The sequence below is a fragment of the Rhodoferax ferrireducens genome, from assembly GCF_049302455.1.
GTDB classification, from domain to species: Bacteria; Pseudomonadota; Gammaproteobacteria; order Burkholderiales; family Burkholderiaceae_C; genus Rhodoferax; species Rhodoferax ferrireducens_B.
Map to the genome: position 1 here is coordinate 114,393 of NZ_JBAQMD010000015.1, position 25,235 is coordinate 139,627.

A 25,235-nucleotide genomic window follows, 5' to 3' on the forward strand; every position below is an offset into this window, starting at 1 on the left:
CTCTTGGTCGGTTGCGAAAAATCAAACGCTTCTGGGCTTTGCAGGGCAGACTCAATTCAGAGCAAGGGACTGTGGAGCTTGAACATGATAAAAATATTCGATCACTATTTTCACAGACGTACATTTCTACAAATGTGCTTTGATTTGGGACTGCTGGTAGTGACCGTGGCGGTGGCGGTTCTGTGGCGGGCGGAGAATCCAGCGTCAGTTTCCTCGGTGGTGCTGGCGGTGACTGTCTTGTCGGCCATCGGCATTTTGGTGATCAATATGGGTCTGGGCTTCTATCAGCGGGTGCACAACCGCACTTTGGGGCAGACGCGGGCCCGCGCCGTCTTGTCTTTGTGTCTTTCGTTGTCGTTGGCCTACATCATTTTCCGTCTGTCACCGCTCACACCACAAGATGAGAAAACATTCTTGTTGGCGCTGATCGCTGCTGTGGCCCTGTTGCTGATACACCGCATCTACATGGCGCACGCCACGCCCCGCGCCATGATGCGTCAGCGTGTGTTGGTCTTTGGCTCGGGGGAAAGAGCCAGGCTGGTGGGCCGCACCCTGAAGAATTCGGATCCCAGTGTGGATCTGGTCGGCTATTACGCCAGCCCCAATGAAGCGGTGGCTGAGATCTCCGGCTGGGCGCTGCTGTCGCCTCAGAAATCGCTCACAGACATTGTGATCGACGAGCGGGTCGATGAGATTGTGGTGGCTTTGAGCGAGCGCCGTGGCGGCAGCATGCCCTTGCGCGAGTTGCTGGACTGCAAGTTGCACGGTGTGCGGGTGGTTGACATTGCCACCCACTTTGAAAAGACTTTTGGCCAGATTCGTCGTGACTCAGTGTCCGCGGGGTGGCTCATTTTTGGTGACGGATTCAGACAAGGCGTGGTGCGCACTGCGGTCAAGCGAATTTTTGATCTGCTGTGTGCGACGCTTTTGATCGTGCTGGCCTCGCCTTTGATGTTGCTGACAGGCGCCTTTATTTTGCTGGAGAGTGGCGGGCCCATTTTGTATCGGCAGGAACGCGTCGGCTTGAACGGGCGGCTCTTCAATGTGATCAAGTTTCGCAGCATGCGCCTGGATGCTGAGCAAGACGGCAAGCCGCGCTGGGCCCAGGCGGCCGACGACCGGGTGACGCGGGTCGGTCGTTTTATCCGCAAGCTGCGCATCGATGAACTGCCGCAATTGTTCAGCGTCCTCAGTGGGGACATGAGTCTGGTGGGGCCGCGCCCGGAGCGGCCTTATTTTGTCGACAAGCTGACACAGGAACTGCCGTACTACGCGGTGCGCCAAAGTGTGAAGCCAGGGGTCACCGGATGGGCGCAGGTGCGTTACCACTATGGGGCTTCGGTCGAAGATGCGGCGGAAAAATTGCAGTACGACCTTTACTACGTCAAAAATCATTCCTTGTTTCTTGATCTGGTCGTGTTGTTTGAGACGGTGGGCGTCGTCCTGATGGGCAAGGGTGCGCAGTAACATGCTTCCTGCTTGTGCGACGAGGCCGCTGTCCTGCGGCAGGGGTTGAGCCATGGATAGAGCCAATCTTGTACTGACGACGTGGAGCTATGGCGCGGTGGGTTTTGCCTATTCGGCTTTTGCCCTTCGGCTGCTTCAGCTCGGCTACGGGCACTCCAGGCGTGAGCGGTCCGAAGTGGCGGTGCTGGCGGCCGTTTCTTGGAGCGCTTTGTGGGGTTGGTTTGGGTTGGCGCTGCTATTGACCGGCTCGCCCTTGTTTCTGTTGTTGAGCTCCTTGGCTGACCTGCTGCGCTATGCCTGTTGGTACGCCTTTCTTCTGATTTTGCTGCAACCCAGTCGAGCATCCGGCGCCGCGATTGGCACGGCCTGGATGGTCCCGCTGGCGGCCGCAGTGGTGGGCTTTGGCGTGCTGGCACTCGCTTTCGCCGCCATGCGTATCAACGCGCTGGGCGACGCTTCAAAATTGATCTTGTTGAGCTCCATGGTGTCGTCAGTATTGGCCATGATTTTGTTGGAGCAGATATTCAGAAACGTGGCGGAAGAGGCACGCTGGAACATCAAACCCTTGTGCCTGGGTTTGGCGGGTGCATTTTTATTCGACTTGTATTTGTTTTCAGAGGCCACTTTGTTCAACCGTCTCGACGCCGATGCGCTCAGCATCCGTGGCGCTGTGCACACGCTGGTGGTGCCGCTTCTGTTGCTGTCCACCACGCGGCGAAGCGATTGGATCGCAAGCATCCGCCTGTCACCCAGGGCCGCTTTCCATTCGGCAACCTTGCTGATGGCTGGAATCTATTTGCTGTTTATATCCAGTGTCGGCTACTACGTGCGCTACTTTGGTGGCGAGTGGGGGCGGGCGCTCCAGTTGGCATTGATATTTACGGCCCTGGTGCTCCTTCTTGTGCTGGTGCTGTCGGGCTCGGTGCGTGCCCGGCTTCGGGTATTTCTGGGCAAACATTTCTTTCGTTACCGTTTTGACTACCGCGAGGAATGGCTCAAATTTACCCGTACCCTGGCGGCCAAAGACTCGCCGCAGGAGATGGGGCAGCAGGTGATCCGGGGTTTGGCAGACATGCTGGAGAGTCCGGCCGGCGGTCTGTGGATGAGGGTCAAGGGCGAAGCTGCTTTCAGCCAGACGGCGCGCTGGAATCTGGCGCAGACGCTGGAGAAAGAGGACATTAACTCGCCCCTTTGTCAGTTTTTGACCAGCAGTGGCTGGGTGGTGAATCTGGAGGAATACCGTTCCTACTCCCGGCGCTACGGTGCACTGAAATTGCCGCGCTGGCTGCAGGACTTGGCGCAGGCCTGGCTGGTGGTGCCGCTGATGGTCGGACCGGAGTTGATCGGTTTTGTCGTGCTGGCCAGCGCGCGCACGCGGGTCGATGTGAACTGGGAGGTGATTGATCTGCTGAAAACAGCGGGCCAGCAGGCGGCCAGCTTTCTGGCGCAGATGCAAGCGACGGAAGCCCTGCTGGAAGTGCGCAAGTTTGATGCGTTTAATCGCATGTCGGCCTTCGTGGTGCATGATTTGAAAAACATTGTCACGCAGCTTTCCCTGATGCTCAAAAACGCCAAGCGCCTGGGTGATAACCCGGAATTTCAGCAAGATATGCTGCTAACCGTTGAAAACTCACTGGACCGCATGCGCCAGTTGATGCTGCAGTTGCGTGAAGGCGCGACGCCGCCAGGGACGGCATTCGGGGTCAACCTGGGTGGCATCATTCAGCGCATTGAGGCGCAGGCAGCCGGGCAGGGTAGGACGCTGGAGGTTAATCTGTCAGAGCCCGTCGTGACACGCGGTCATGAGGAGCGCCTGGAGCGGATCATCGGCCATGTGGTGCAGAACGCATTTGATGCCACCGACCCGTCCGGGCGGGTCTGGGTCAATCTGGATCGCGCGCGCGGTCAAGCCAGAATTGTGGTGGGTGACACCGGGCAGGGCATGTCGCAGGACTTCATCCGGGAGCGACTGTTCAAACCGTTTCAGAGTACCAAGGCCTCCGGCATGGGCATTGGCGCCTATGAAAGTTTTCAGTATGTCAAAGAGCTGGGCGGCCAGATCGAGGTCGACAGCTCGCCCAATCAAGGAACGACGGTCAAGATGCTCTTACCCCTGTTTGAGGCGCAAATGACCTCCGACTTGCACGCGCTGGAGGCTGCATGACGCCGGAGACCGTACGCTCGTTGTTGATCGTCGAGGACGATCTGGCACTGCAAAAACAAATCAAGTGGTCGCTCGACCGCTTTGAATCAGTGACTGCCCATGATCGCAGCAGCGCCTTGCTGCAATTGCGCAAATGCTTGCCGGCGGTGGTCACGATGGACCTGGGCCTGCCGCCCGATGCCGACTCGGTGTCCGAAGGGCTCAAGTTGCTGGAGCAGGTGATGGCGTTCGATCCCGATATCAAGGTAATTGTCCTGACCGGACAGAACGACCAGGCCAATGCCCTGCGTGCGGTGGCCATGGGCGCCTATGATTTTTTTGCCAAACCGTTCGAGCCCGAGCTGCTTAACTTGACGGTGGAGCGCGCCTTCAGGATGTTTGAGCTGCAAAGGGAAAACCGGCGGCTGCAGGCGCTGCAGCAACCCGATGCCATGGCAGGCCTGATCACGCGTGACCCCGAAATGCTGCGCATCTGCCGCACGATTGAGAAAGTGGCAAGCAGCAATGCCACTGTCATGTTGCTGGGCGAAAGTGGCACAGGCAAAGAGGTGTTGGCGCGCGGCTTGCACCAGGCGTCACCCCGGCGGGCGGAGAAATTTGTGGCCATCAACTGTGCCGCCATTCCCGAGAACCTGCTGGAAAGCGAATTGTTTGGCTATGAAAAAGGTGCGTTCACGGGTGCCGCCAAGATGACTTTGGGCAAGATCGAAATGGCCCACGGCGGCACCTTGATGCTCGATGAGATAGGCGATTTGCCGCTGTCATTACAGGCCAAGCTGCTGCGATTTTTGCAGGAAAGAGTGATCGAACGCGTCGGCGGTCGGCAAGAAATTGCGGTTGATGTACGCATTGTTTGTGCGACCCATCAGGACCTGGCTGCCTTGAGCAAGGAAGGACGGTTTCGCGAAGACTTGTATTACCGTCTGGCTGAGATTGTGGTCAACATTCCGCCCCTGCGCGAGCGTGTGGGCGACGCCGCCTTGCTGGCACACGCTTTTGTGCGACGCTTTGCCCAGGAGCAGAACCGCTCTGCCATGACGCTGATCGAAGACGCGGTGCAGGCAGTTGAAAACCATCCTTGGCCGGGCAACATTCGCGAGCTTGAGAATTGCATCAGACGCGCCACCATCATGGCCGATGGCAGTCAAATCGGCTGCGACGACCTGGGTCTGAAAAGTCTCCAGAACGATGAAACCGACACCTCCCTGGATTTGCGTGTGATCCGTGACGACGCCGAGAAACGGGCGATTGTGGCGGCGCTGGGTCGCGTCAACGGCAATATGGTCAGGGCCGCTGATTTGCTTGGGGTGAGTCGTCCCACGTTGTATGACTTGATGCACCGACTTGCGTTGAAATGATTTTTTTTCTTCTTCCACCGTCTTATCAGGGTGACAAAATGAACGTCAAGAAAATACAGCCTCGGATCGCGTTGTCGGCGCTGCTGGTGTCGATGTTGCTGGCAGCTTGCAACGACAAGCCGGAGGTCATGCTCAGCTCGGCCAAAGACTACATGGCCAAGAATGACAACAAGGCGGCGGTCATTCAGATCAAGAACGCGCTGCAGAGCAACCCCGACTTGCCTGAGGCGCGCTACTTGTTGGGTACCGCACTGCTCGACACGGGAGACCCGGTTGGCGCTGAACTGGAACTGCGCAAAGCGCTGGACATGAAGCATCCGCAAGATGCGGTGGTGCCGCAACTGGCCAAGGCGCTGCTGGCGCAAGGCAAGGCTCGCAAAGTGACCGAGGAGTTCGCCAAGACCGAGCTCGGCGCAGCGTCGGCCAAGGCCAGTCTTCAGGTTTCGCTCACTTCGGCCTATGCGATGCAGGGCGAGCGCGAGCAGGCACAGGCGAGCCTGCAGGCCGCCTTGCTGGCGGACCCCGGTTTTGCGCCGGCTTTGCTGGTGCAAGCCCGGCAGAAGGCGGGGCAGCGCGAGTTTGACCAGGCGCTTGCCTTGACCGAGGAGGTGCTTACCAAGTCGCCTCGCAGCACGGAGGCCTGGGTATTCAAAGGCGACTTGTTGCTGCATGTCAAAAATCAGCCTGACGAGGCCTTGGCTGCTTACCGCAAAGCGCTTGAGATCAAGCCCGATTTCATGCCCGCTCAGGTGTCTGTGATCACGCTGCTGCTGCAGCAAGGCAAGCTGGTCGAGGCCCAGCAACAAATTGAACACTTGAAAAAAACAGCGGTCCGGCATCCGCAGACCCAATTTTTGGAAGCGCAGTGGGCCTATCAAAAGAAAGATTTCAAATTGGCCCGGCAACTCCTGCAGCAGGTTTTACAGCTGGTTCCCAAGAGTGCTCAGAGCTTGCAGCTGGCGGGCCTGGTCGAACTGCAACTCAATGCCTTGCCGGCGGCGCAGGACTATTTGAGTCGGGCGGTGCAGGGGGCCCCCGAGTCATTGCTGGCGCGCCGGGCGCTGGTCATCAGCTATATGCGCGCCGGGCAAGCGGCCCAGGCACTGAGCGCCTTGTTGCCAGGTCTGAGCCGGGAACACGTTGATCCCAATTTGCTTTCCGTGGCGGGCGAGGTCTATCTGCTCAATGGGGACCTGAAAAAGGCGGAAGAATATTTTGCCAAGGCGGCCCAGCAGTCGCCCCAGGACGGCAGAAAACGGACGTCGCTGGCGCTCACCCGTTTGGTGAGTGGCGCGACAGACGGTGCTTTTGATGAGTTGCAGACCATCGCCGCGTCAGACACCGGCACCAGCGCCGACCTGGCCCTGATCAGCGTGCACTTGAAACGACAGGAATTTGACCAGGCCTTGAAAGCGATCGACGGGCTGGAGAAAAAGCAGCCGGACAAGCCGTTTGCGGCGCAGCTGCGGGCCAGAACACTGCTGGCCAAAAATGATGTGAGCGGTGCCAGAAAGAGCTTTGAGCGCGCTTTGGTGATTGACCCCCGCTATTTTCCGGCCGTGGCCAGTCTGGCCGCGATCGATTTGGCCGACAAGAAGCCTGAGGCGGCAAAAAAGCGCTTTGAGGCGGTGCTGGAGAAGGACCCCAAAAACGGCCAGGCCTGGTTGGCGCTGGCTGAGCTCGCGTCCCGGGCGGGGGCGGCCAAAGATGAAGTCGCCAAGCTGATTGGCAGTGCGGTGACCGCCAACCCCACGGACGTGAAGTCACGTTTGTTGCTGATCGATTTTGATCTGCGCCAGCGAGATTTCAAGGCGGCTGTCTCGGCGGCCCAGGACGGCGTGGCCGCCTTGCCAGACAGCCCTGAGTTGCTCGATGCATTGGGTCGGACGCAACAGGCGGCAGGCGAGCCCAACCAGGCTGTTGCCAGCTATACCAAGCTGGCTACCATGCAGCCCCTGTCGGTGCTGCCTCATATGCGCCTGGCGGAGGTGCACCTGGCGGGTAAAAACACAGAGGCGGCGCTTGCCAGCCTGCGCCGGGCGCTTGAGATCAAGCCCGACCTGCTGGAGGCGCAGCGGGCCTTGATTGTGCTGGCGCTGGACAGCAAGAAGCCTGAGGAGGCACTGACCATGGCGCGCTCGGTGCAGCAGCAACGCCCCGAAGAGGCGGCGGGCTACGCCCTGGAGGGCGACATCCATGCCTCGCAGAAGAGTTGGGACCGCGCCATCACGGTTTATCGTGGCGGGCTCAAACACGTCAAGGCGCCGGAGCTGGCGATCAAGCTGCACGCGGTCCTGGTGGCGGCGGGTCAAGGCGCGGAGGCTGACAAGTTTTCCAGCAGTTGGCAGAAAGAGCAGCCGAAAGATGGCGCCTTTTTGCTTCATCTGGGTGATGCGGCGCTGGCACGCAAGGACTACGCAAGCGCCGAGAAGAATTATGCGGCAGTGGTCAAACTGCAGCCCAGTAGCGCACTGGCCTACAACAACCTGGCCTGGGTGAGCGGAAAACTCAACAAGGAGGGCGCCGTGGGCTTGGCCGAGAAGGCCAATGCCCTGGCACCCAACCAGCCCGCTTTCATGGACACACTGGCGGTTTTGCTGTCAGACAAAGGTGAGTACGCCAAAGCGGTAGCGCTTCAGAACAAGGCCCTGGCGCTGCAGCCGCAGAACGCCTTGTTCAAACTCAACCTGGCGAAAATTCATATCAAAGGCGGAAAAAAAGATCTGGCCAGGAAAGAACTCGACGGCTTGACTCAACTGGGCGACAAGTTCCCGGCGCAGGGTGAGGTTGCAACTCTCCTGACAGGTTTGTAATGCTGTCGATTGTTTTTACACTTATGAATCCAATGGCGCGTTTTCAAAACTAAATATCGAATTAAATCAACGATCTAATTCATACGGCATGGAATTTGCATTATCCCTGGCGAGTGGAGGCTATTGGAGTTGAAACCGGCCGGTGAGGTATGTTACGAGTGAGGCTAGTTTATGAACCAAATCAACAAGCAGACAGAGGTGAGGGGCGAAGTGGCTGCAGGCGCCGAAGAGGAGACGCGTCCGCTTGCATCCCCATCCCGGCGTCGGCTCATCAGACTGGGGGCTTCAGCCGTGCCGGTGCTGGTCACCTTAAGCAGCCAGTCAGCGCTTGCTGGGCAATGCATTTCAACGTCTGCGTGGGGCTCGGCACAAATCAGCAACAGTGCGAGCGAAGCGGCCAGGCACGCTAGCCACGCCGTTGAGGTGACAACGGGCTACACAATATCGGCCTGGAATTCGACTGACAGCACCAATGCGGCATGGACGGCGTTTACGGGCGTTTTTGGAAGCAGCCCGGCCGCGAATGCGCTCACCTTCTCAGATCTGTCTACCAAACTTGGCACCATCTATTCGCCCTATTTTTGGAACCCGTTATCTTTGGGGTTTGCCCCGTCGGACTTGGTCATGGGCCACCTGACGAACGATGACAAGGGCTACTTCCTGGTTGCCCAGCTGAACTACGCGGTGGGGGCCAAGCCGCCCACCACCTGCGTGACCGATGCCAATTGGCAGGCGATCGTGGCTGGAACGTATCCAGTAGGCAATCCGTGGACAGTGTTTCAAATTCGAACGTACTTAGAGAACAACTACATTGTCCAAGCGTGACGGACTGGGCTGCGCCGTGGCCCATCCCTTCATTGAGCGCACCGTCTTGGCCTTGTGGTCGACCGTTTCACCCGCCAGGCTGAGCTTCGCATCATGGGACGATGATGATTTGGCGGTGGTCTACGACAAGGTGACTGGCGACACGCATTTGATTGAGTCTTCGGCGATTGAAATTCTCCGCTTGATTGAAAAATCCCCCGCTTCTGCAGAGGCGATTGCGCAAGAGCTGGCTGACCTCATCTCGGCAGACGATCAAGACAAATTGCCGCAGTTCATTTCAGCAACTTTGCTACAGTTGCGCGCTATTGGACTCGTTACCGACACCCCTGTTTGAAAATCTCTGAAGTTCCTTTGGCAGAGTTGGCTCGCCTGTTGCGTTGTGGCGACCTGTTGTTGCGCCTGACACCCTTTGTGGCGCGGGTGGCGAGCGATGTGCCTTCCCTGGCCCAGGACATTGCCCTCATGTATGCAGACTTTGATATCTGCCGGCCAGATGTGTTTGCTGATTTCCATGTTCAAGTCTGGCGCGACTCGGGTGTTCGACGCTGGATCAAGCCCCAGGCGCGGTTTTCGTTCGACGGCCAACCCTCTTTTACCGGCTTGCCGGTCGCCCAGGCGTTTGCCATGCTGGAGTGGGGGCTGAACTGGTGCGTCGCAGCGCACAGCCACCAGTATCTGGTCATCCATGCCGCGGTCATTGAGAAAAACGGCAAGGCGGTGGTGTTGCCGGCGCCACCGGGGTCGGGCAAAAGCACGCTGTGCGCTGGCTTGGTCATGAAGGGTTGGCGCCTGCTTTCAGATGAGCTGGCGCTGTATGAGCTGCAAAGTGGCTTGATTTACGGTATGGCGCGCCCCATCAGCCTGAAAAATCAATCGATCGACATCATCAAGCGTCTTGCCCCCGATGCCGTCATGACGGCGCCCGTTCCAGACACCACGAAAGGAACCATTGCCTTGCTGCGTCCGTCCGTGTCCAGCGTGATGCGGGTCAAAGAGCCGGTACAGGCCACATGGATTGTCTTGCCCAACTACGTGCATGGCTCGCCGCCTATCCTGGCCCCGCACAGCCGGGCCCGCACCTTCATGCTGCTTGCCGAGCAATCTTTTAACTATGACACCCAGGGGCAAAATGGTTTTGACGCGGTAACAGCCTTGGTCGACAGGACCCGGTGTTATCAATTCACCTACAGCAGCCTCGATGACGCCCAGCGTGTTTTTGACAATTTGCTGCAGGGGCAGGTTTGATGGCGCCGCCGCGTGATTTGATTGTGACCGCGCTGCTCACCCCAGCGGTGATTACCCGGTTCTCAGGTCAGCAATGGGATCTGCTCATTCGACAAGCGCGCCGCACGAGACTGCTGGCTCGTCTGGCGCATACGCTAGAGGGCGCTGGCTTGCTGAAAACAGTGCCAATGGCACCGCGCCTGCATCTGACTTCTGCATTGAAATTGGCGAGCCGGCAAGATAGATCCCTGCGTTGGGAAGTCGCCTGCATTTGCAAAGAGCTCGCTGATGCCGGCGTTCGGGTGACGCTGCTCAAAGGTGCGGCCTACGCCATGGCCAAGCTTGCGGCCGCGAACGGGCGAAGTTTCGCCGACATTGACATCCTTGTCCCGAAGGCGGCATTGCTTAACGTCGAGAGCGAGTTGATGCTGCATGGCTGGCAGGGCGGGCATCATGATGCGTATGACCAGCGCTATTACCGTCGGTGGATGCATGAAATTCCCCCGCTGCGCCACGTGCGCCGCGGGACCACCCTTGACGTGCATCACGCCATCCTGCCTGAGACCGCCCGAGTTAAGGTCAATACACCCGCGCTGCTGGCGGCCGTGGTGCCGCTGCAAGGGCACACAAACCTGTACGTCTTGCAGCCGGTGGATATGCTGCTGCATAGTGCAACTCACCTTTTCCATGAGGGGGACTTCGAGAAGGGACTGCGTGACCTGTTCGACCTGGATAGTCTGCTTCGACAGTTGGGAGCCGCACCCGGCTTTTGGGAGCAGCTTGTGCCGCGCGCAGTGACGCTGGGTTTGACACGATCTCTTTATTACGCGCTGAGGTACACCACGCTGATGCTGGACACGCCTGTGCCAGCGCATGTCCTCGAAGCGGCCCAAATTGGCAAGCCCCCGGCATTGGTCGCATGGGTGATGGATGCCTGCTATGTGCGAGCGCTGCGACCCGTGCATGTCAGTACCAATTCACCCGCGACTTGGGTCGCACGGTTTGCACTGTATGTTCGATCACACTGGATCCGGATGCCCTTTTATCTGCTGGCATACCATCTGGGGCGCAAGGCGCTTATCCGCCCCAAATTGCACGACGACGAGAAACCGGTTGTCAAAGTTGATCTGAAAGCTTGATGGTTGGCCCTCTCCCTGGGTATAAATGGGGTGGGCAAATCGCGTCCCTTGAATTGAATTCATGGAGGGTGAAAGATGAGATCCAGTCTATTTGTTGTCGTGCTTGCCGCCGTTTTTTTTGCCGGACCGCTCAAAGCCGACCTGCCCGGCGCGATCGCCAAAGTCAAGCCCTCGGTGCTCATTGTGGGCACCTACAAGAACACCGACAACCCGCGATTTTCCCTGCGCGGAACCGGTTTTGTCGTGGCCAATGGAAACCTGGGCAGCAGCAACCTGGCCATCACCAACGCCCATGTGCTGCAGCAACCGGGAAAAGAAGATGTGGAAGCGGCGTTGGTCGTCCATGTCAGGGTTGGTGAAAAAGACTGGCAGATGCGCCCGGCGGCCGTGCTTGAAGTGGACAAAACCCATGACCTGGCCTTGCTGCGGTTCGAGGGCCCGGCGGCACCGGCGCTGCGGGTGGGCGACTCGGGCGCGGTTCAGGAGGGGCAGACCATTGCCTTCACGGGCTTCCCGATTGGGGGGGCTCTGGGTTTCTCACCGGTCACGCACCGCGGCATGGTGTCGTCCATCGCCCTGGCTGCTTTGCCCACCGCTTCAGCGCAGCAACTGAATGAAAAAGTGATACGCAGCTTGCGCGGTGGCCCCAGTTTCAATATTTTCCAGCTCGATGGCACGGCTTATCCCGGCAACAGCGGCGGGCCCGTATTTGACCCGGACACCGGTGAGGTGCTGGGCGTGATCAACATGGTGTTCATCAAAGGCACGCGGGAATCGGCCTTGACCCATCCGTCGGGCATCAGCTACGCCATACCTTCGAGCCACATTCTGCAATTGCTGCAACGCAGGCAGAACAACTGAGTCCGCAGGTCATTCCTGACGGGGCTCTCAGCGTCCGTACACATCCTCAAAGCGCACGATATCGTCTTCACCCAGGTACGAGCCGGACTGCACCTCAATCATTTCCAGCGCCACCCGGCCGGGGTTTTCCAGCCGGTGCGTGGTACCCAGCGGGATGAATGTGGATTGGTTTTCAGACAACAAAAATGCCTTTTCGCCGCAGGTAACCCTGGCCGTGCCGCTGACCACAATCCAGTGTTCGGCGCGGTGGTGGTGCATCTGTAGTGACAGCGTGCCGCCCGGCTTGACCACAATGCGCTTGACCTGAAAGCGATCTCCCGCATCGACGCCGTCGTACCAGCCCCAGGGGCGAAATACCTTGCGGTGGATGATGCCCTCGGAGCGGCCCTGCTGCTTGAGGCGATCGACGATTTTCTTCACGTCCTGCGTCTTGTCCTTGTGCGCGACCAGAATGGCATCGGCCGTTTCCACCACCACCAGATCGCTCACGCCCACGCAGGCGATCAGGCGGCCTTCGGACAGTGCCAGTGTGTTCTCGCAATCTTGCAGCAGCACATCGCCCTGGCTGACGTTACCCGATGCATCTTTGGGCAGCACTTGCCACAAGGCGTCCCAGGCGCCGACGTCCGACCAGCCGGCGCTCAACGGAAGCACGACCCCGATCGGCAACACGGGCGCATCAACGTCAGACCCGGCTGCGCCTGCCGCAATCCGTTCCATCACCGCGTAATCGATCGAGTCGCTTGGGCACTGGGCAAAAGCCTCCTTGCCGACGCGCACAAATTCGCCATCGGTTGAGCCCTGCCGCCACGCGTTTTCGCAGGCCGCCAGAATGTCGGGGCGGCAGGCCTTCATGGCGGACAGCCAGACCGAGGCGCGCAGCATGAACAGGCCACTGTTCCACAGGTAAGAACCCGCTGCCAGGTAGCCTTGCGCGGTGGCCAGGTCGGGCTTCTCCACAAAGCGGGCCATCAGGCGGGCGTTGGCCTCTATCGTGCCTGATGCCCCGGCTTTCCCGGTATAAGCGGCGCCGGACTGGATGTAGCCATAGCCGGTCTCCGGCGCATCGGGCGTGATGCCAAAGGTGACCACCGCGCCATCAAACGCGAGCCGTGCGCCCTGGCCGACCACGCTTTGAAACGCGGCGATGTCGGTGATGACGTGGTCTGCCGGCATCACCAGCAAGACCGGGTCTGCATCGTTTTTAATAGCAGCTAACGCAGACAGCGTAAGGGCTGGAGCCGTATTTCGTCCACAAGGCTCAAGCACGATGGTGCCTGGTTTGCCCAAGAGGCGCAGTTGCTCGGCGATGACAAAGCGGTATTCCTCGTTGCACACCACCATCGGTGGCGCCATATCAAAGCCGGCAATGCCGTCGACGCGGCGCACGGTGGCCTGCAAGAGCGAGTCAGTGCCCATCAGCGGCAGCAGTTGCTTGGGGTATTTCTCGCGCGACAGCGGCCACAGGCGCGTGCCCGAGCCACCGGAGAGAACAACGGGTTGGATCAATAGAGTAGGTGTCATGTCAAGGTCAAAAATGGGGTTGCAGGGCGGCGGCGATCAGGCTCGGGCATCGCCCCAGCGCAACTGTGAAGTGTCGTCGCCGCGGTACAAGGTTTCGCCGTGGCGATCAACGCAGTAGTCGGGCGAGACAATCATTTCGTTGAAGCGCATGTCGGCCGCGATGCGGGTGTACTCAAACAAGATGCTGCGCACCAACTTGGCGCCGGTGCGAATGTGGGAACCGTGCCCAATCCAGGCCGGCCCGGTGATGGTGACGCCGGGCTCGATGCGCACGCTGGAGCCGATATAGACCGGGCCTTCGATCGTGACCTCGTCCCAGGCAATATTGGTGTTGAGCCCGACCCAGATGCCGGGTTTGACTTCGCGCCCGGGCATCTTCATTTGCTCCACTTCACCGCGCAGCACGCGCTGCAACACCGACCAGTAATCACTGACCCGGCCAATGTCGATCCAGTTGAAGGGCCGGTTCTGGACATAAAACGGCAGCTTCTGCTCCACCAGTTGCGGAAACAGCTGCGAGCCGATGTCATAAATCGTGTTGGGAGGCACCAGTTTGAGCACCTCGGGTTCAAAAATATAGATGCCGGTGCTGGCCAGCGTGGATTTGGCCTCGGCCGGTGCGGGCTTTTCCTGAAAGGCTTCAATGCGCCCGTCCGGTCCTGCCACCACAATGCCGTAGGACTGCACCTCGGCCAGCGGCACATCGAGTGCGACGACGCTGGCGATGGCACCCTTGGCCTTGTGTTCAGCAATGGCCGCCGTGATGTCGAGGTCAATCAAGGCATCGGCGCACAGCACCAGCGTGGTCTGGTCAAAAAAGCCGCCGAAGTCCTGGATACGCCGCATACCGCCGGCCGAGCCCATGGGACGGGGCAGGATGTCGCCGTGGTCACGCACGCCCTCGTAGGCATAGCCAATCTCCACGCCCCAACGACTGCCATCACCAAAATATTCTTCAATTTTCTGGTGGTTCCAGGCGACGTTAACCATGATCTCGGTGATGCCGTGGCGGGCCAGATGCTCAATCAGGTACTCCATCACCGGTTTGCCGAGAATCGGCACCATGGGCTTGGGCAGGTCCAGGGTCAGGGGGCGCACGCGGGTGCCTTGGCCGGCGGCCAGAATCATGCCTTTGGTCATATTTTTCCTGTTCTTTCTCGGTTTCATATCTTTTTCCCTTGGTGATTGCAATTCAGGCCTGCGCATAGCCATTGGGGTTGCTGCTTTGCCAGCGCCAGGTGTCGGTACACATGGCATCGAGCCCGCGCTGCGCGCGCCAGCCCAGCAGCGACAGAGCCAGCCCCGGATCAGCGTAACAAGCCGCAATATCACCGGCGCGGCGCGGCGCAATTTTGTAGGGCACGGGCTTGCCGCTGGCCAACTCAAACGCACGCACCATGTCCAGCACGCTGAAGCCAACACCGGTGCCGAGGTTGATGGCCCGGCACTCGGTGTGCTGTTGCAGCCGTTCCAGCGCCTTGAGGTGGCCCAGCGCCAGATCGACCACATGGATGTAATCGCGCACGCCGGTGCCGTCCGCCGTAGCGTAGTCGTCGCCCCACACGTTCAGAAACTCGCGTCGCCCGACAGCGACCTGGGCCACAAACGGCAGCAGGTTGTTGGGCATGCCCTGAGGGTCTTCACCGATCAGGCCGCTGGTATGCGCACCGACCGGGTTGAAGTAGCGCAGCAGGCTCACGCGCCAGCTTGGGTCGCTGTGGTGCAGGTCGCGCAACATGTTTTCGATCACCAGCTTGGTCTGGCCATACGGGTTGGTGCATGAGAGCGGATGGTCTTCAGTCAAAGGCAGGCGCTGCGGGTCGCCATAAACCGTGGCCGACGAGCTGAACACCAGCGTCTTGACGCCGCACTCAAGCATCGCTTCCAGCAGGCGCAGCGTCCCGACCACGTTGTTGTCGTAATAGGTCAGCGGCTGCTGCACCGACTCGCCCACCGCCTTGAGACCGGCGAAATGGATCACGGCGCTCGCGCCGCTCTGCGCCAGGGCCGCGACCAGCGCGGCGCGGTCACGAATGTCGCCCTGCACCAGCTTGGGTTGGCGGCCGGTAATGCGCTGCACCCGCGCCAGCGCCTCGGGCTGGCTGTTGCAGAAGTTGTCAAACACGGTGACGTCATGGCCCGCATGGAGCAATTCGACGCAGGTGTGGGAGCCGATATAACCGGCACCGCCGGTGACAAAAATCATGGACATAGGGTGGGCTGCCGGCGTGAGGGCATCGCGGCGCTGGTTGAGGTCAGGGTTTCGGCCAGCATGCGCGTCACGCCTTGCTGCCAGGGGGGTAGGACCAGGCCGAAAGCGGCCTGCAGTTTGAGCGTGTCCAGGCGCGAATTCAGCGGTCGGCGCGCCGGGGTCGGGTAGCTGGCAGTCGCCGTGGGCAAGACTTGATCCGGCCCGGCCTTGAGTTGGCAGCCCAGCGCTTGCGCCTGACCCAGCACGTAGCGGGCGTAGCCGTGCCAACTGGTTTCGCCGCCAGCCACGCAGTGGTACAGGCCGGCCAGCTCGGGCTCGCGCATGGCCTTGACCAGTGCGTGCGCCGTCACGTCGGCCAGCAGTTCGGCCGAAGTCGGCGCGCCGATCTGGTCGTCAATCACGGTCAAGGATTCGCGCTCGCCGGCCAGGCGCAGCATGGTCTTGGCAAAGTTGCCGCCCCGGGCGGCGTAGACCCAACTGGTGCGGAAAATCAGATGCTTGGCACAGGCGCTGACAAGGTGTTCGCCTTCGAGCTTGGTCTGGCCATAAACACTCAAGGGGCCGGTGGCGTCGCCCTCGCGCCAGGCTTGCTGGCCGCTGCCGTCAAACACATAGTCGGTCGAATAATGCAGCAGCCAGGCGCCCAGTTTTTGCGCCTCGGTGGCCAGCACACCCGGGGCCAGTGCGTTCAGGGTGCGGGCCAGTTCGGGCTCGGCCTCGGCTTTGTCCACGGCGGTGTGCGCGGCGGCGTTCACGATCACGTCGGGTTGGACACGGCGGATCGTTTCGGCCAGCCCGGGCAGATCTCGGAGGTCGCCGCACAAGCCGTCCGGATTGTGGGATGCGTCAAAGTCCAGCGCCACCAGCTCGCCCAGCACCGACAGACTGCGCTGCAGCTCCCAGCCGACCTGGCCGCCACGGCCAAAAAGGAGAATTTTCATGACGTGAAACTTTGCATTGAAATCCTGAGCACTATAAATTTAGTAGCAACATAACGAGGTAGGACGGGGGCTAGAGGCCTAAAATGTATAAATCAATTGGCCATCAATGGCCATACTGTTTGGCCACCCAATCGCGGTAGCCGCCGCTTTGCACATTGGCCACCCAATCGGGGTGGTCCAGGTACCACTGCACGGTTTTGCGGATGCCGCTCTCGAAGGTCTCGGCCGGTTTCCAGCCCAGTTCCTGTTCGATCTTGCGTGCGTCAATGGCGTAGCGCCGATCGTGACCGGGGCGGTCGGTGACATAGGTAATTTGATCTTTATAAGGCTTGCCGTCGGCACGTGGCTTGAGCTCGTCGAGCAGGGCGCAGACGATGTGCACGATGTCCAGGTTGGGCTTTTCGTTCCAGCCGCCAACGTTGTAGACCTCGCCCACCCGGCCTGCTTCGAGCACGCGGCGGATCGCGCTGCAATGGTCCTTGACATACAGCCAGTCGCGAATCTGCTGGCCGTCGCCATACACCGGCAGCGGCTTGCCGGCCTGCGCGTTGATGATCATCAGCGGAATCAACTTCTCGGGGAAGTGAAACGGTCCGTAGTTGTTGGAGCAATTGGTGGTCAGCACCGGCAGGCCGTAGGTGTGGTGGTAGGCGCGCACCAGGTGGTCGCTGGCCGCTTTGGAGGCTGAATACGGGCTGTTGGGCTCGTAGCGGTGGGTTTCGGTAAAAGCGGGCTCGGTTTTGGACAGCGAGCCATAGACCTCATCGGTGGAGACGTGCAGCAGCCGGAAGGCGGCCTTGGGTGCAGCGTCCAGCGTGCTCCAAAAGGCCCGCACCGCCTCTAACAGGTTGAAGGTGCCCACGATGTTGGTCTGGATGAACTCACCTGGCCCGAGGATGGAACGATCCACATGCGACTCGGCGGCAAAGTTCACCACCGCACGCGGCTGGTACTGCGCCAGCAAACCCGCCACCAGCGTGGTATCGCCAATGTCGCCTTGCACAAACACATGGCGCGCGTCGCCCGCCAGTGAGGCCAGGTTTTGCAGATTGCCCGCGTAGGTGAGCTTGTCGAGGTTAATGACCTGCTCGTCGGATTTGTCCAACCAGTCGAGCACAAAGTTGCTGCCAATGAAACCGGCGCCGCCGGTGACAAGAATCGTCATGTTGTTTGTATCCCTGAAAACTTGAAAAACTACTTCAATTATCGCCAATGCGAGCCATGCTGACCGGCCGAGAGTGGTTACAGGATGTGCATCTGTTGGGCCGCTTCGGTCAGTTCGGCGCGGAAATCCGGATGGGCAATCGAGATCATTTCCTGCGCGCGCTGTTTGGCCGACTTTCCGCGCAGCTGGGCGACACCGAATTCGGTGACGACGTAGTTGATGTCGTTCTTGCTGGTGCTCATGTGGGTGCCGGGTGCCAGCGTTGGCACGATGCGCGTGATCCGGTCGTTCTGGGCCGTGGACGGCAGCACGATGAAGGCCTTGCCGCCGCGCGAGCGGTTGGCAGCGCGCACAAAATCGGCTTGGCCACCGGTGCCGGAATAGGGCACCGAACCCAGACTCTCCGAGCCGCACTGACCGAGCAGGTCGATTTGCAGCGTGGCATTGATGGCCATCAGCTTGTCATTTTTGGCTGCCAGATACGGATCATTGGTGAAGTCAACCGGGTGGATTTCCAGCGCCGGGTTGTGGTCCATGAACTGGTACAGTTTTTTGGATCCGAGCGAAAAAGTGGCGATCATTTTGCCCGGCAGATAGGTCTTTTTGCGGTTGGTGATGGCGCCGCTTTCAACCAGCGTCAGGATGCCGTCGCCAATCATTTCGGTGTGCACGCCCAGGTCATGCTTGTGGGTGAGTTGCATCACCACCGCGTCCGGAATGCCGCCGTAGCCGATCTGCAGCGTGGAGCCGTCGTCGATCATGTCGGCCACATACTTGCCGATGGCGACCTGCACCGGGCCAATCTTGGGCAAGCCCACTTCCATCACCGGCTCGCTGCTTTCCACCAGCGCCGTCACCTGCGAAATATGCACATGGCAATTGCCATAAGCGAACGGCACATTCGGGTTGACTTCCAGCACCACGGCGCGCGCCTTGGCCACCGCGGCCATGGTGTAGTCGGCGCCCAGACTGAGCGAAAAATAGCCGTGCTGGTCCATCGGCGACGCCAGGGAAAACACCACGTCGGCCGGAATCTGGCCGCGCTCGATCAGGCTCGGCATTTCCGAGAAATAACTGGGAATGAAATCGATCCAGCCGCTCTGGCCACCCGAGCGGGTAGACGCACCAAAGAAAAACGCCACGTGGCACACATGCTCCACCGTTTCCGGATCGATGTAGCCAAACTTGCGCACGGCCAGAATCTGCGCCACCTTCACACCCTGGAAGCGGCGCCGCTGCACGGAGAGCTCGGTCAGCAAGGTGGGCGGCTCGCCAACCCCGGTGGGGACGATGATGAAGTCACCGTTTTTGACCTGATCGATGGCATCTTGCGCGGTGCCACGTTTTTTTTTGTACTGGGCCTGAATTGACATGGTGCGTGATCTTCCCTGTGGGTTGGTATGGTGACGTGCATTTTGCAACCTGCAATGGTAGTCCAGGCCCGGTGAGCGGCCCGGGGCCCGCCTGCACATCGCAGCCGGCATCAGTGCCTGCAGACCTGAATCCACAAGCGCCCCTCAAACGTTTCCCCCGGCGCCAGCAGCACCGGCCTGGTCACGCAGACCGGCTCCACACACACAAAGCGCCGCCAGTCGCCAGCCGGCAAATCGGCCAGTGCCCTGGCGCCGGCTTCGCCGGGGTTCCAGATCATCCATTGGTCAAAGCCGCTGGCGCTCAGCCGCAGTGAATAGCCGCCTGTCTCCAGCGTCACCGGCGGGCAAGCCTCGTACAGCCGTTCAAAAGGCTGCTCAGTCCAACACAGGTCGCCGGGCGGCTGGCTTCGCAGATCAGTGTCATAGCGGTCTTGCACCCCCAGCCCGGCCAGGCCTGCGGCGCTGCTGGTCAGCACATCCTGCACCGCAAAATAAGGATGCAGACCACCGGTCCAGTTGAACGACTGGTCACCGGTGTTGCTGACCCGCAGTACCAACACCAGTTTATCAAGCTTGGACTTGACCAGCAAACTCAGCCTAGCGGCGTGCGGCCAGTTGGCGTCATCCTGCGGCGCCACATCCAGTTCATAGCGCAGCTGGTGCACCCCTTGAGCGGCTGTGTCCTGCAGCAAGCGCCAGTGCGCCGTGCGCACCAGACCATGCTTGGGTAAAACGCCCTGGTCGGCAAACTGCGGAAACAGCACCGGCACGCCACCGCGCGCTGGCGCGGCGGCTGAACCGGGGCGGGGTACGCTCACCGACAAAGGGCTCAGGTAAAAAACGGGCGCTGCGTTGTCAAGCCAGGCCTGCAGCACCTGTGCGCCCAAGTCCTGGTGCGCCAGCCGGGGCGCTGTTGCAAGCGCGTCAACCATTTTGCTGGCCCGCAGCCACTCGCCGTTTTCGTCGCCGATCAGCGGCCGATCCGCATCGCCGTCAGTCGACAGCAGGGCGTCAAATGTGTGTTCGCGCGCCCACTGCCGGGCCTGGGCCACATCTTGCGGGCGCACCGCTTCGGTGTCGATGGGGACAAACGTATCGGTACGACCCAAGGCCAGCACCTGGGCACCGAGCCCTTCCAAAATGCGGCGCAACACATCACGTCCCACGCTGGAATGCTCGTACACCGCCACCCGCAGGCCGGCCAGCGCACCGGGCTCAAAAAAATCGAGATAACGCCGCAGATAGGCCTCACTGGCCAGCGGGTCGGCCAGGGGCAGTGCCACCGGCGTCACGGCATCGGGCAGGCTCACCAGCGCATTGAGCATGGCCTGTTCGTCGGCCTTGGAAATCTCACCTTCGGCACGGTAGAACTTGATGCCGTTGCGGTCAAACGGAATGTGGCTGCCCGTCACCACCATGGCCGGCGCCCCCAGCTGCGCGGCGTAAAAGGCCAGGGCCGGGGTGGGGAGGGCACCGGCGTAGACCAGTTCACGGCCAGAGTCCTGAATGGCCGCCGCGCAGGCCGCGGCAATGCGCGGGCTGCTCGGGCGCAGGTCATGACCCACAAGCACCTTGTCTGCCGCACCGGCCACGCTTTGCAAAAAGACCGTGGCATAGGTGTAGCAAAGGGCGTCCGACATGTCGGCCACCAGGCCGCGGGCGCCGCTGGTGCCAAAAAGAACCCCGCAGCGGGTCATGACTTCTTCAAAACGACTCATCTTCATTGACATTTCCTCCTATGAATCTGCACCGGCACCGTCAAGGCCATGCCGGGCGGATGCTCAAATTGGCAGTGGCTCAAAAACCAGGGCGAACATCGGCACGAGCAGCTTGTTGCCGAACTCGCTCAGGTGGTTGTCGTCGTAGTACAGGGGTCGCCCATCTTTGGTGCCATGACAGCGACCGTCCCAACACAGGTAGGGCAGGGGGTCGAGGATTTTCACCCCGCATTGGTCGCGCGCGACGTCCTGTGCGGCCCAGACGAAATCGTGGCGCTGGTGGTAGGCCGCCAGAGAGATGGACACTTCTTCACGTTGACCCCGAACCACCATGGCGCGCGCGGTGTGCGGCACATTGACACCCATTTCAGGAAACGGCCGCACCAGATAAACAGGACGCGCTTTGGCCAGCTGGCAAGCGGTGTCGGTCAGGCGCTGGGCGAACTCCGCCAGAAAAGCCGGGCTGGCGACATCGGATGGCTGCGTGAAATACACCAGCGGCGTGTTGAGATCCTTGGCTCCAGCTTCGTTATGCCCCATGGCGTAAAGACTGGTCCGGTTGACGATCACCAAGGGAACGTCTTTGGGCACATCGACCAATTTATCCTTGGCCCAGTCGAGAAAACGGCCACATTGGGACTCGGCGGCGAGTGTCCGGTGCGGGGCGGGCAACACGCCGAACAGAGTCGGACAACCGGTGTAAGACCATTCCATCACACCATCACCTTGCTGCGGCGCGGCCGCGGCCAGGGCGGACACGACCGCATCAGCATGGCTGTCACCCAGCAAAATAGCGCGCAGCCGGTCGCCACCAAACATGCACGATGGCGACGCAACGCCGCTGGCGGGATGGCAGTTCTTGTGGCGCGGGTTTCGGTTCAGCGCCTCCTGGCTGACGAGTTCGACCTTGGGTGAGAACCGTCCGGGTAGGCCTTGTTTCCATTGCGCCAGCGCGCCCGGCGCCGCGACCACAACGGCGCCGCAAACCAAAGCGGCGGCGCCCCAGCCGCCGCGCAGCTTGACCAGCTGCTGGCGCGCCGGTGTCTCGACCCAGTGGTAAGACAGGTGGCCCAGCAGCAGCGTCAGCAGCAGTCCGCCCGCCATCGCCAGCGGCTCGTCCTGCCACTGTGCATAGACCGTCGCCACCACGATCGGCCAGTGCCACAAATACAGCGAATACGAGCGCGTGCCCAACCATTGGGCCACGCGGTGGCCGGTCCAAAAAGTGTTGGAGCGCGCGGCCAGCAGCACCAGCACCGCGCCCAGCACGGGCACCAGCGCACGCCAGCCCGGCCATTCGGACGAGGCGTCGAAGCCGACGATGGCCCCCATCACCAGGCCAAACCCGGCCAACTCCAATGCCATGCGCTGGCGGGCCGTCAACACCAAGCGGTGTGCCAGCAGGTAAACCAGACCCCCGGCCAGCATTTCCCAGGCGCGGGTGGGCAGCAGGTAAAAGGCTGAGGTGGGCATGCGCGGCGTCAATACGATTGACCAGGCGAGCGACCCGAGCAGCCCGGCAACCATGACAGCCGTGAGGGCCTGGCGGCTGGGGCGCAACTTCCACACGCCCAGCAGAACCAGGGGCAGCAGCATGTAAAACTGCCATTCCACCGCCAGGGACCAGGTATGCAGCAGCCATTTTTCGTGCGACGCGGCGTCGAAGTAACCGGCCTCGCGCTGGAACGTGATGTTGGAGAGAAAAGTGAGAGCGGCCAGCGCATGTTTGCCCAGCATCTTGTAGTCCAGCGGCAGCAGCAGCCACCAGCCGAGCGTCAACAGCACAAGGCACAGCACCAGCAGCGCCGGCAGAATGCGGCGCGCCCGGGCCATGTAGAACGACCAGACGGAAAAGCCGCCTTCGCGCGCCAGGCCGCCCACCACGATGCCGGTCATCAGAAAGCCGGAGATCACGAAAAACACGTCCACCCCGACAAAACCACCACCAATGCCCGGGACACCAAAGTGGTAGAGGATGACGGCGACAACGGCCCAGGCGCGCAGGCCGTTGATGTCGTTGCGGAACCCGGAGGGCGTCTTGGCGTGTTGGCTCATGTGAATGTCAGCGCCCGATCGCCAGGTACTCGAAGCCCAGGCCACGCACCAGCTTTGGGTCGTACATATTGCGGCCATCGAAAATCACCGGCGTCTTGAGCTTGGCCTTGAGGGTGTCGAAGTCGGGGCTGCGAAACTCTTTCCACTCGGTCACGATCACCAGCGCATCGGCGTTTTTCAGCGCGGCGGTCTGGTTCGGCGCGTAACTCAGGCCTTTCAGGTCCGCAAAGCAGTGTTGGGCCTCGGGCATGGCCTCGGGGTCGAAAGCGGTGACCGTGGCGCCGGCGGCCAGCAGGTCCTTGATGACCTCGCGGCTGGTGGCCTCGCGCATGTCGTCGGTGTTGGCCTTGAAGGCCAGGCCCCACAGCGCAAAGTGCTTGCCGGCCAGGTCGTTCCCAAAGCGCGCCTTGATCTTGGTGCCCAGCACATGCTTTTGCGCGTCATTGGCGGATTCCACGGCGGTGAGCACCTGCAGCTCCATGCCGGCGTCCACCGCGGCGGTCTTGATCAGCGCCTTCACGTCCTTGGGGAAACACGAGCCGCCATAACCGGCACCCGAATACAAAAAGTCGTAGCCGATGCGCGGGTCGCTGCCAATGCCCTTGCGCACGCTCTCGATGTCGGCGCCCAGTTTCTCGGCCAGGTTGGCCAGCTCGTTCATGAAGCTGATGCGTGTGGCCAGCATGGCGTTGGCGGCGTATTTGGTCAGCTCGGCGCTGCGGATGTCCATCACGATCAGGCGGTCGTGCTTGCGCTGGAACGGCGCGTACAGCGCCCGCATGTACAGCACGGCCTGCTCGTCGTCACAGCCCACAATGATGCGGTCGGGTCGCATGAAGTCCTCCACCGCCGCGCCTTCTTTCAGGAACTCGGGGTTGGAGACCACGCTGAACGGCGTGTCCACGCCGCGCTTTTTGAGCTCCTCGGCCACGGCCGCCTTGACAATGTCGGCCGTGCCCACCGGCACCGTGCTCTTGTCCACGATCACCTTGTAGTCGGTCATGTACTTGCCGATGTTGCGCGCGGCTGCGGTGACGTATTTCATGTCGGCCGAGCCGTCCTCACCGGGCGGCGTGCCCACGGCAATGAACATGATGGTGCCAAAGTGCGCGGCGCGCTCCAGGTCGGTGCTGAAGTGCAGGCGTCCGGCCGCCACGTTGCGGCGCACCATCTCTTGCAGGCCGGGCTCAAAGATCGGAATGCCGCCTTCTTCCAGCGTCTTGATCTTGGCCGGGTCCACGTCCAGACACAAGACATCGTTGCCGACCTCGGCCAGGCAGGTGCCCGACACCAGGCCCACGTAACCGGTTCCAATGACAGTAATTTTCATGAAGATGTACTCCTTTAAGACAGAAATTTATAACAAATAGGCCTCTAGCCCCCGTCAATCAAGCGTATGCAGCTACTTTTTTAATAGCAATTTCTGCGCGTGACGGGATCGGCCGGCGGGCTCAGGCGAGATCGATGCAGTCTTTCAGGCGGTCCGTGAACGCGGGCTGCGCGTATTCGCTGATACCGTCGCCTGACTTGAGCTGGCTTCTTGAACTCAGAATCGTGGCAATGTCATTCGCTTCATCCGCCACAAAAATGCCCGACTTCTGGCCCAGCCATTTGGCGGTGGCGAGTTGGTGCTCATTGCGGTGTTCCCCCAGCGAGGCTTTGCGCGGCAGGACCAGAATCGGCTTCTGGTACTTGAGCGCGGTCAGGATTGAACCCATGCCGGCGTGCGAGATGATCAGGTCGGCCGTGCGGATCAGCTCATTGGCTTTGTCGGGTGGCACAAAATCGGCAAACGTGCAGTTTTTGGGTTTGTATTGGCCCGGACCGATTTGCGCAAAAACGGTTTCGCCGGGCTTGTTGCCGGCCCAGACATCAACCGCTTCAATCAGCCGGTCAAACGCGAGTTGCGTGCCTACGGTGACGAAAATCATAAAACCGCCCCCCAAAATTGCGGGCCTTGCGGTTTGGCCAGATGTTCCCACTGCGTCAGCCAGACGTGGGCAACCCGACCCGCTTGCTTGCCCGAGTTGGAGAGCTCCTCAGAGTTGGCGATGCTGTCGACCCAGATCGTCCTGGCGCCGAAAAGGCGCGACAGGACAACCGCGGCAAAACCGGGCGCCGCGCCGGTGGTGATCACGATGTCGGGCCGGATGCGCAGCAGGTGCATGAACACCTCAAAAAACATGCGCAGCAAGCCCAGTTTGTCCCAGATGTTGGCATCCCTGACGGTGACCAGCGGCGCATCCACGTCCTTGGCGTAAGCCGCGTTGGTGGTCATGAAGGTGACGTCATGGTGCAAATAGGCGGGGCGCAAGCGCAGCAGCTGCACCCAGTGCCCGCCACCCGAGGCCACTGCCAGAACTTTTTTTGGTTTCAATGTAGTCATTCGTGCTTGT

General features: G+C 60.7%; 20 protein-coding genes. 9 read left to right on the plus strand and 11 right to left on the minus strand.

Annotated elements, in window-relative coordinates; genetic code table 11:
* Nucleotides 1-132: 132 nt before the first annotated feature.
* From WA157_RS02270 to WA157_RS02310, 9 genes are all read left to right on the plus strand, one after another.
* The gene (locus WA157_RS02270; RefSeq protein ID WP_422619410.1) at nt 133-1,467 is read left to right on the plus strand and encodes a TIGR03013 family XrtA/PEP-CTERM system glycosyltransferase; all 1,335 of its coding nucleotides are present in this window, start codon (nt 133-135) and stop codon (nt 1,465-1,467) included.
* A gap of 52 nt (nt 1,468-1,519) precedes the next feature.
* Complete coding sequence (prsK, locus tag WA157_RS02275) at nt 1,520-3,631, plus strand: XrtA/PEP-CTERM system histidine kinase PrsK (protein WP_422619411.1); 2,112 nt, start codon at nt 1,520-1,522, stop codon at nt 3,629-3,631.
* Nucleotides 3,628-4,989 (plus strand): PEP-CTERM-box response regulator transcription factor, encoded by a 1,362-nt coding sequence (gene prsR, locus WA157_RS02280; protein WP_422619412.1) that lies wholly within the window; start codon nt 3,628-3,630, stop codon nt 4,987-4,989. The genes prsK and prsR overlap by 4 nt, the downstream gene beginning before the upstream one ends.
* A 38-nt stretch (nt 4,990-5,027) precedes the next feature.
* Nucleotides 5,028-7,802: an XrtA/PEP-CTERM system TPR-repeat protein PrsT gene (gene prsT, locus WA157_RS02285; RefSeq protein ID WP_422619413.1), complete on the plus strand. Its 2,775-nt coding sequence runs from the start codon at nt 5,028-5,030 to the stop codon at nt 7,800-7,802.
* Nucleotides 7,803-7,973: 171 nt separating this feature from the next.
* The gene (locus WA157_RS02290; RefSeq protein WP_422619414.1) at nt 7,974-8,627 is read left to right on the plus strand and encodes a hypothetical protein; all 654 of its coding nucleotides are present in this window, start codon (nt 7,974-7,976) and stop codon (nt 8,625-8,627) included.
* A 16-nt stretch (nt 8,628-8,643) separates the two neighbouring features.
* On the plus strand, nt 8,644-8,961 hold the full coding sequence (locus tag WA157_RS02295; protein ID WP_422619415.1) for an HPr-rel-A system PqqD family peptide chaperone: 318 nt from the start codon (nt 8,644-8,646) through the stop codon (nt 8,959-8,961).
* Entirely contained in the window at nt 8,958-9,872 is a 915-nt protein-coding gene (locus WA157_RS02300; protein ID WP_422619416.1) for an HprK-related kinase A, read from the plus strand. Before WA157_RS02295 ends, WA157_RS02300 begins: the two co-directional genes overlap by 4 nt.
* The gene (locus WA157_RS02305; RefSeq protein ID WP_422619417.1) at nt 9,872-10,990 is read left to right on the plus strand and encodes a nucleotidyltransferase domain-containing protein; all 1,119 of its coding nucleotides are present in this window, start codon (nt 9,872-9,874) and stop codon (nt 10,988-10,990) included. The genes WA157_RS02300 and WA157_RS02305 overlap by 1 nt, the downstream gene beginning before the upstream one ends.
* Nucleotides 10,991-11,065: 75 nt before the next feature.
* Nucleotides 11,066-11,851 carry a S1 family peptidase gene (locus WA157_RS02310; protein ID WP_422619418.1) on the plus strand — a complete coding sequence of 262 codons (786 nt, stop codon included), beginning with the start codon at nt 11,066-11,068 and terminating at the stop codon, nt 11,849-11,851.
* Between the two features lie 27 nt (nt 11,852-11,878).
* Here WA157_RS02310 and WA157_RS02315 read toward each other — a convergent pair whose 3' ends face one another.
* The 11 genes from WA157_RS02315 to WA157_RS02365 all read right to left on the minus strand — a co-directional run bounded on the left by WA157_RS02315 (nt 11,879) and on the right by WA157_RS02365 (nt 25,225).
* The gene (locus WA157_RS02315) at nt 11,879-13,375 is read right to left on the minus strand and encodes a mannose-1-phosphate guanylyltransferase/mannose-6-phosphate isomerase (RefSeq protein ID WP_422619419.1); all 1,497 of its coding nucleotides are present in this window, start codon (nt 13,373-13,375) and stop codon (nt 11,879-11,881) included.
* A gap of 36 nt (nt 13,376-13,411) precedes the next feature.
* A complete protein-coding gene (locus tag WA157_RS02320) occupies nt 13,412-14,542 on the minus strand; it encodes a sugar phosphate nucleotidyltransferase (RefSeq protein WP_422619420.1) in 1,131 nt (376 codons plus the stop codon).
* Between the two features lie 25 nt (nt 14,543-14,567).
* Nucleotides 14,568-15,587 (minus strand): UDP-glucose 4-epimerase GalE, encoded by a 1,020-nt coding sequence (gene galE, locus WA157_RS02325; RefSeq protein ID WP_422619421.1) that lies wholly within the window; start codon nt 15,585-15,587, stop codon nt 14,568-14,570.
* Nucleotides 15,578-16,528, minus strand: coding sequence for a dTDP-4-dehydrorhamnose reductase (rfbD, locus tag WA157_RS02330; protein ID WP_422619422.1), 951 nt, complete (start codon nt 16,526-16,528; stop codon nt 15,578-15,580). Before rfbD ends, galE begins: the two co-directional genes overlap by 10 nt.
* Before the next feature lie 103 nt (nt 16,529-16,631).
* Nucleotides 16,632-17,693, minus strand: a complete 1,062-nt coding sequence (rfbB, locus tag WA157_RS02335; RefSeq protein ID WP_422619423.1) for a dTDP-glucose 4,6-dehydratase — start codon at nt 17,691-17,693, stop codon at nt 16,632-16,634.
* Nucleotides 17,694-17,770: 77 nt separating this feature from the next.
* Nucleotides 17,771-19,066, minus strand: a complete 1,296-nt coding sequence (locus WA157_RS02340; protein ID WP_422619424.1) for an acetyl-CoA hydrolase/transferase family protein — start codon at nt 19,064-19,066, stop codon at nt 17,771-17,773.
* A 110-nt stretch (nt 19,067-19,176) separates the two neighbouring features.
* The gene (locus WA157_RS02345) at nt 19,177-20,790 is read right to left on the minus strand and encodes a hypothetical protein (protein WP_422619425.1); all 1,614 of its coding nucleotides are present in this window, start codon (nt 20,788-20,790) and stop codon (nt 19,177-19,179) included.
* A 57-nt stretch (nt 20,791-20,847) separates the two neighbouring features.
* The gene (locus tag WA157_RS02350) at nt 20,848-22,839 is read right to left on the minus strand and encodes an acyltransferase family protein (RefSeq protein ID WP_422619426.1); all 1,992 of its coding nucleotides are present in this window, start codon (nt 22,837-22,839) and stop codon (nt 20,848-20,850) included.
* A gap of 7 nt (nt 22,840-22,846) precedes the next feature.
* On the minus strand, nt 22,847-24,169 hold the full coding sequence (locus tag WA157_RS02355) for a UDP-glucose dehydrogenase family protein (protein ID WP_422619427.1): 1,323 nt from the start codon (nt 24,167-24,169) through the stop codon (nt 22,847-22,849).
* 121 nt (nt 24,170-24,290) lie between these two features.
* On the minus strand, nt 24,291-24,770 hold the full coding sequence (locus WA157_RS02360) for a glycosyltransferase (RefSeq protein ID WP_422619428.1): 480 nt from the start codon (nt 24,768-24,770) through the stop codon (nt 24,291-24,293).
* Nucleotides 24,767-25,225: a glycosyl transferase gene (locus tag WA157_RS02365; protein WP_422619429.1), complete on the minus strand. Its 459-nt coding sequence runs from the start codon at nt 25,223-25,225 to the stop codon at nt 24,767-24,769. The genes WA157_RS02360 and WA157_RS02365 overlap by 4 nt, the downstream gene beginning before the upstream one ends.
* Nucleotides 25,226-25,235 lie beyond the last annotated feature (10 nt).

Excerpts from the sequence above, each read along its gene's own strand:
- WA157_RS02305 (WP_422619417.1), top strand. The coding sequence starts at position 9,872 with ATGGCGCCGCCGCGTGATTTGATTGTGACCGCGCTGCTCACCCCAGCG.
- WA157_RS02290 (WP_422619414.1), top strand. The coding sequence starts at position 7,974 with ATGAACCAAATCAACAAGCAGACAGAGGTGAGGGGCGAAGTGGCTGCA.
- rfbB (WP_422619423.1), bottom strand. The coding sequence starts at position 17,693 with ATGACGATTCTTGTCACCGGCGGCGCCGGTTTCATTGGCAGCAACTTT.
- prsK (WP_422619411.1), top strand. The coding sequence starts at position 1,520 with ATGGATAGAGCCAATCTTGTACTGACGACGTGGAGCTATGGCGCGGTG.
- WA157_RS02340 (WP_422619424.1), bottom strand. The coding sequence starts at position 19,066 with ATGTCAATTCAGGCCCAGTACAAAAAAAAACGTGGCACCGCGCAAGAT.
- WA157_RS02360 (WP_422619428.1), bottom strand. The coding sequence starts at position 24,770 with ATGATTTTCGTCACCGTAGGCACGCAACTCGCGTTTGACCGGCTGATT.
- prsR (WP_422619412.1), top strand. The coding sequence starts at position 3,628 with ATGACGCCGGAGACCGTACGCTCGTTGTTGATCGTCGAGGACGATCTG.
- WA157_RS02345 (WP_422619425.1), bottom strand. The coding sequence starts at position 20,790 with ATGAAGATGAGTCGTTTTGAAGAAGTCATGACCCGCTGCGGGGTTCTT.
- galE (WP_422619421.1), bottom strand. The coding sequence starts at position 15,587 with ATGTCCATGATTTTTGTCACCGGCGGTGCCGGTTATATCGGCTCCCAC.
- WA157_RS02315 (WP_422619419.1), bottom strand. The coding sequence starts at position 13,375 with ATGACACCTACTCTATTGATCCAACCCGTTGTTCTCTCCGGTGGCTCG.
- rfbD (WP_422619422.1), bottom strand. The coding sequence starts at position 16,528 with ATGAAAATTCTCCTTTTTGGCCGTGGCGGCCAGGTCGGCTGGGAGCTG.
- WA157_RS02270 (WP_422619410.1), top strand. The coding sequence starts at position 133 with ATGTGCTTTGATTTGGGACTGCTGGTAGTGACCGTGGCGGTGGCGGTT.
- WA157_RS02310 (WP_422619418.1), top strand. The coding sequence starts at position 11,066 with ATGAGATCCAGTCTATTTGTTGTCGTGCTTGCCGCCGTTTTTTTTGCC.
- WA157_RS02350 (WP_422619426.1), bottom strand. The coding sequence starts at position 22,839 with ATGAGCCAACACGCCAAGACGCCCTCCGGGTTCCGCAACGACATCAAC.
- WA157_RS02365 (WP_422619429.1), bottom strand. The coding sequence starts at position 25,225 with ATGACTACATTGAAACCAAAAAAAGTTCTGGCAGTGGCCTCGGGTGGC.
- WA157_RS02355 (WP_422619427.1), bottom strand. The coding sequence starts at position 24,169 with ATGAAAATTACTGTCATTGGAACCGGTTACGTGGGCCTGGTGTCGGGC.
- prsT (WP_422619413.1), top strand. The coding sequence starts at position 5,028 with ATGAACGTCAAGAAAATACAGCCTCGGATCGCGTTGTCGGCGCTGCTG.
- WA157_RS02320 (WP_422619420.1), bottom strand. The coding sequence starts at position 14,542 with ATGAAACCGAGAAAGAACAGGAAAAATATGACCAAAGGCATGATTCTG.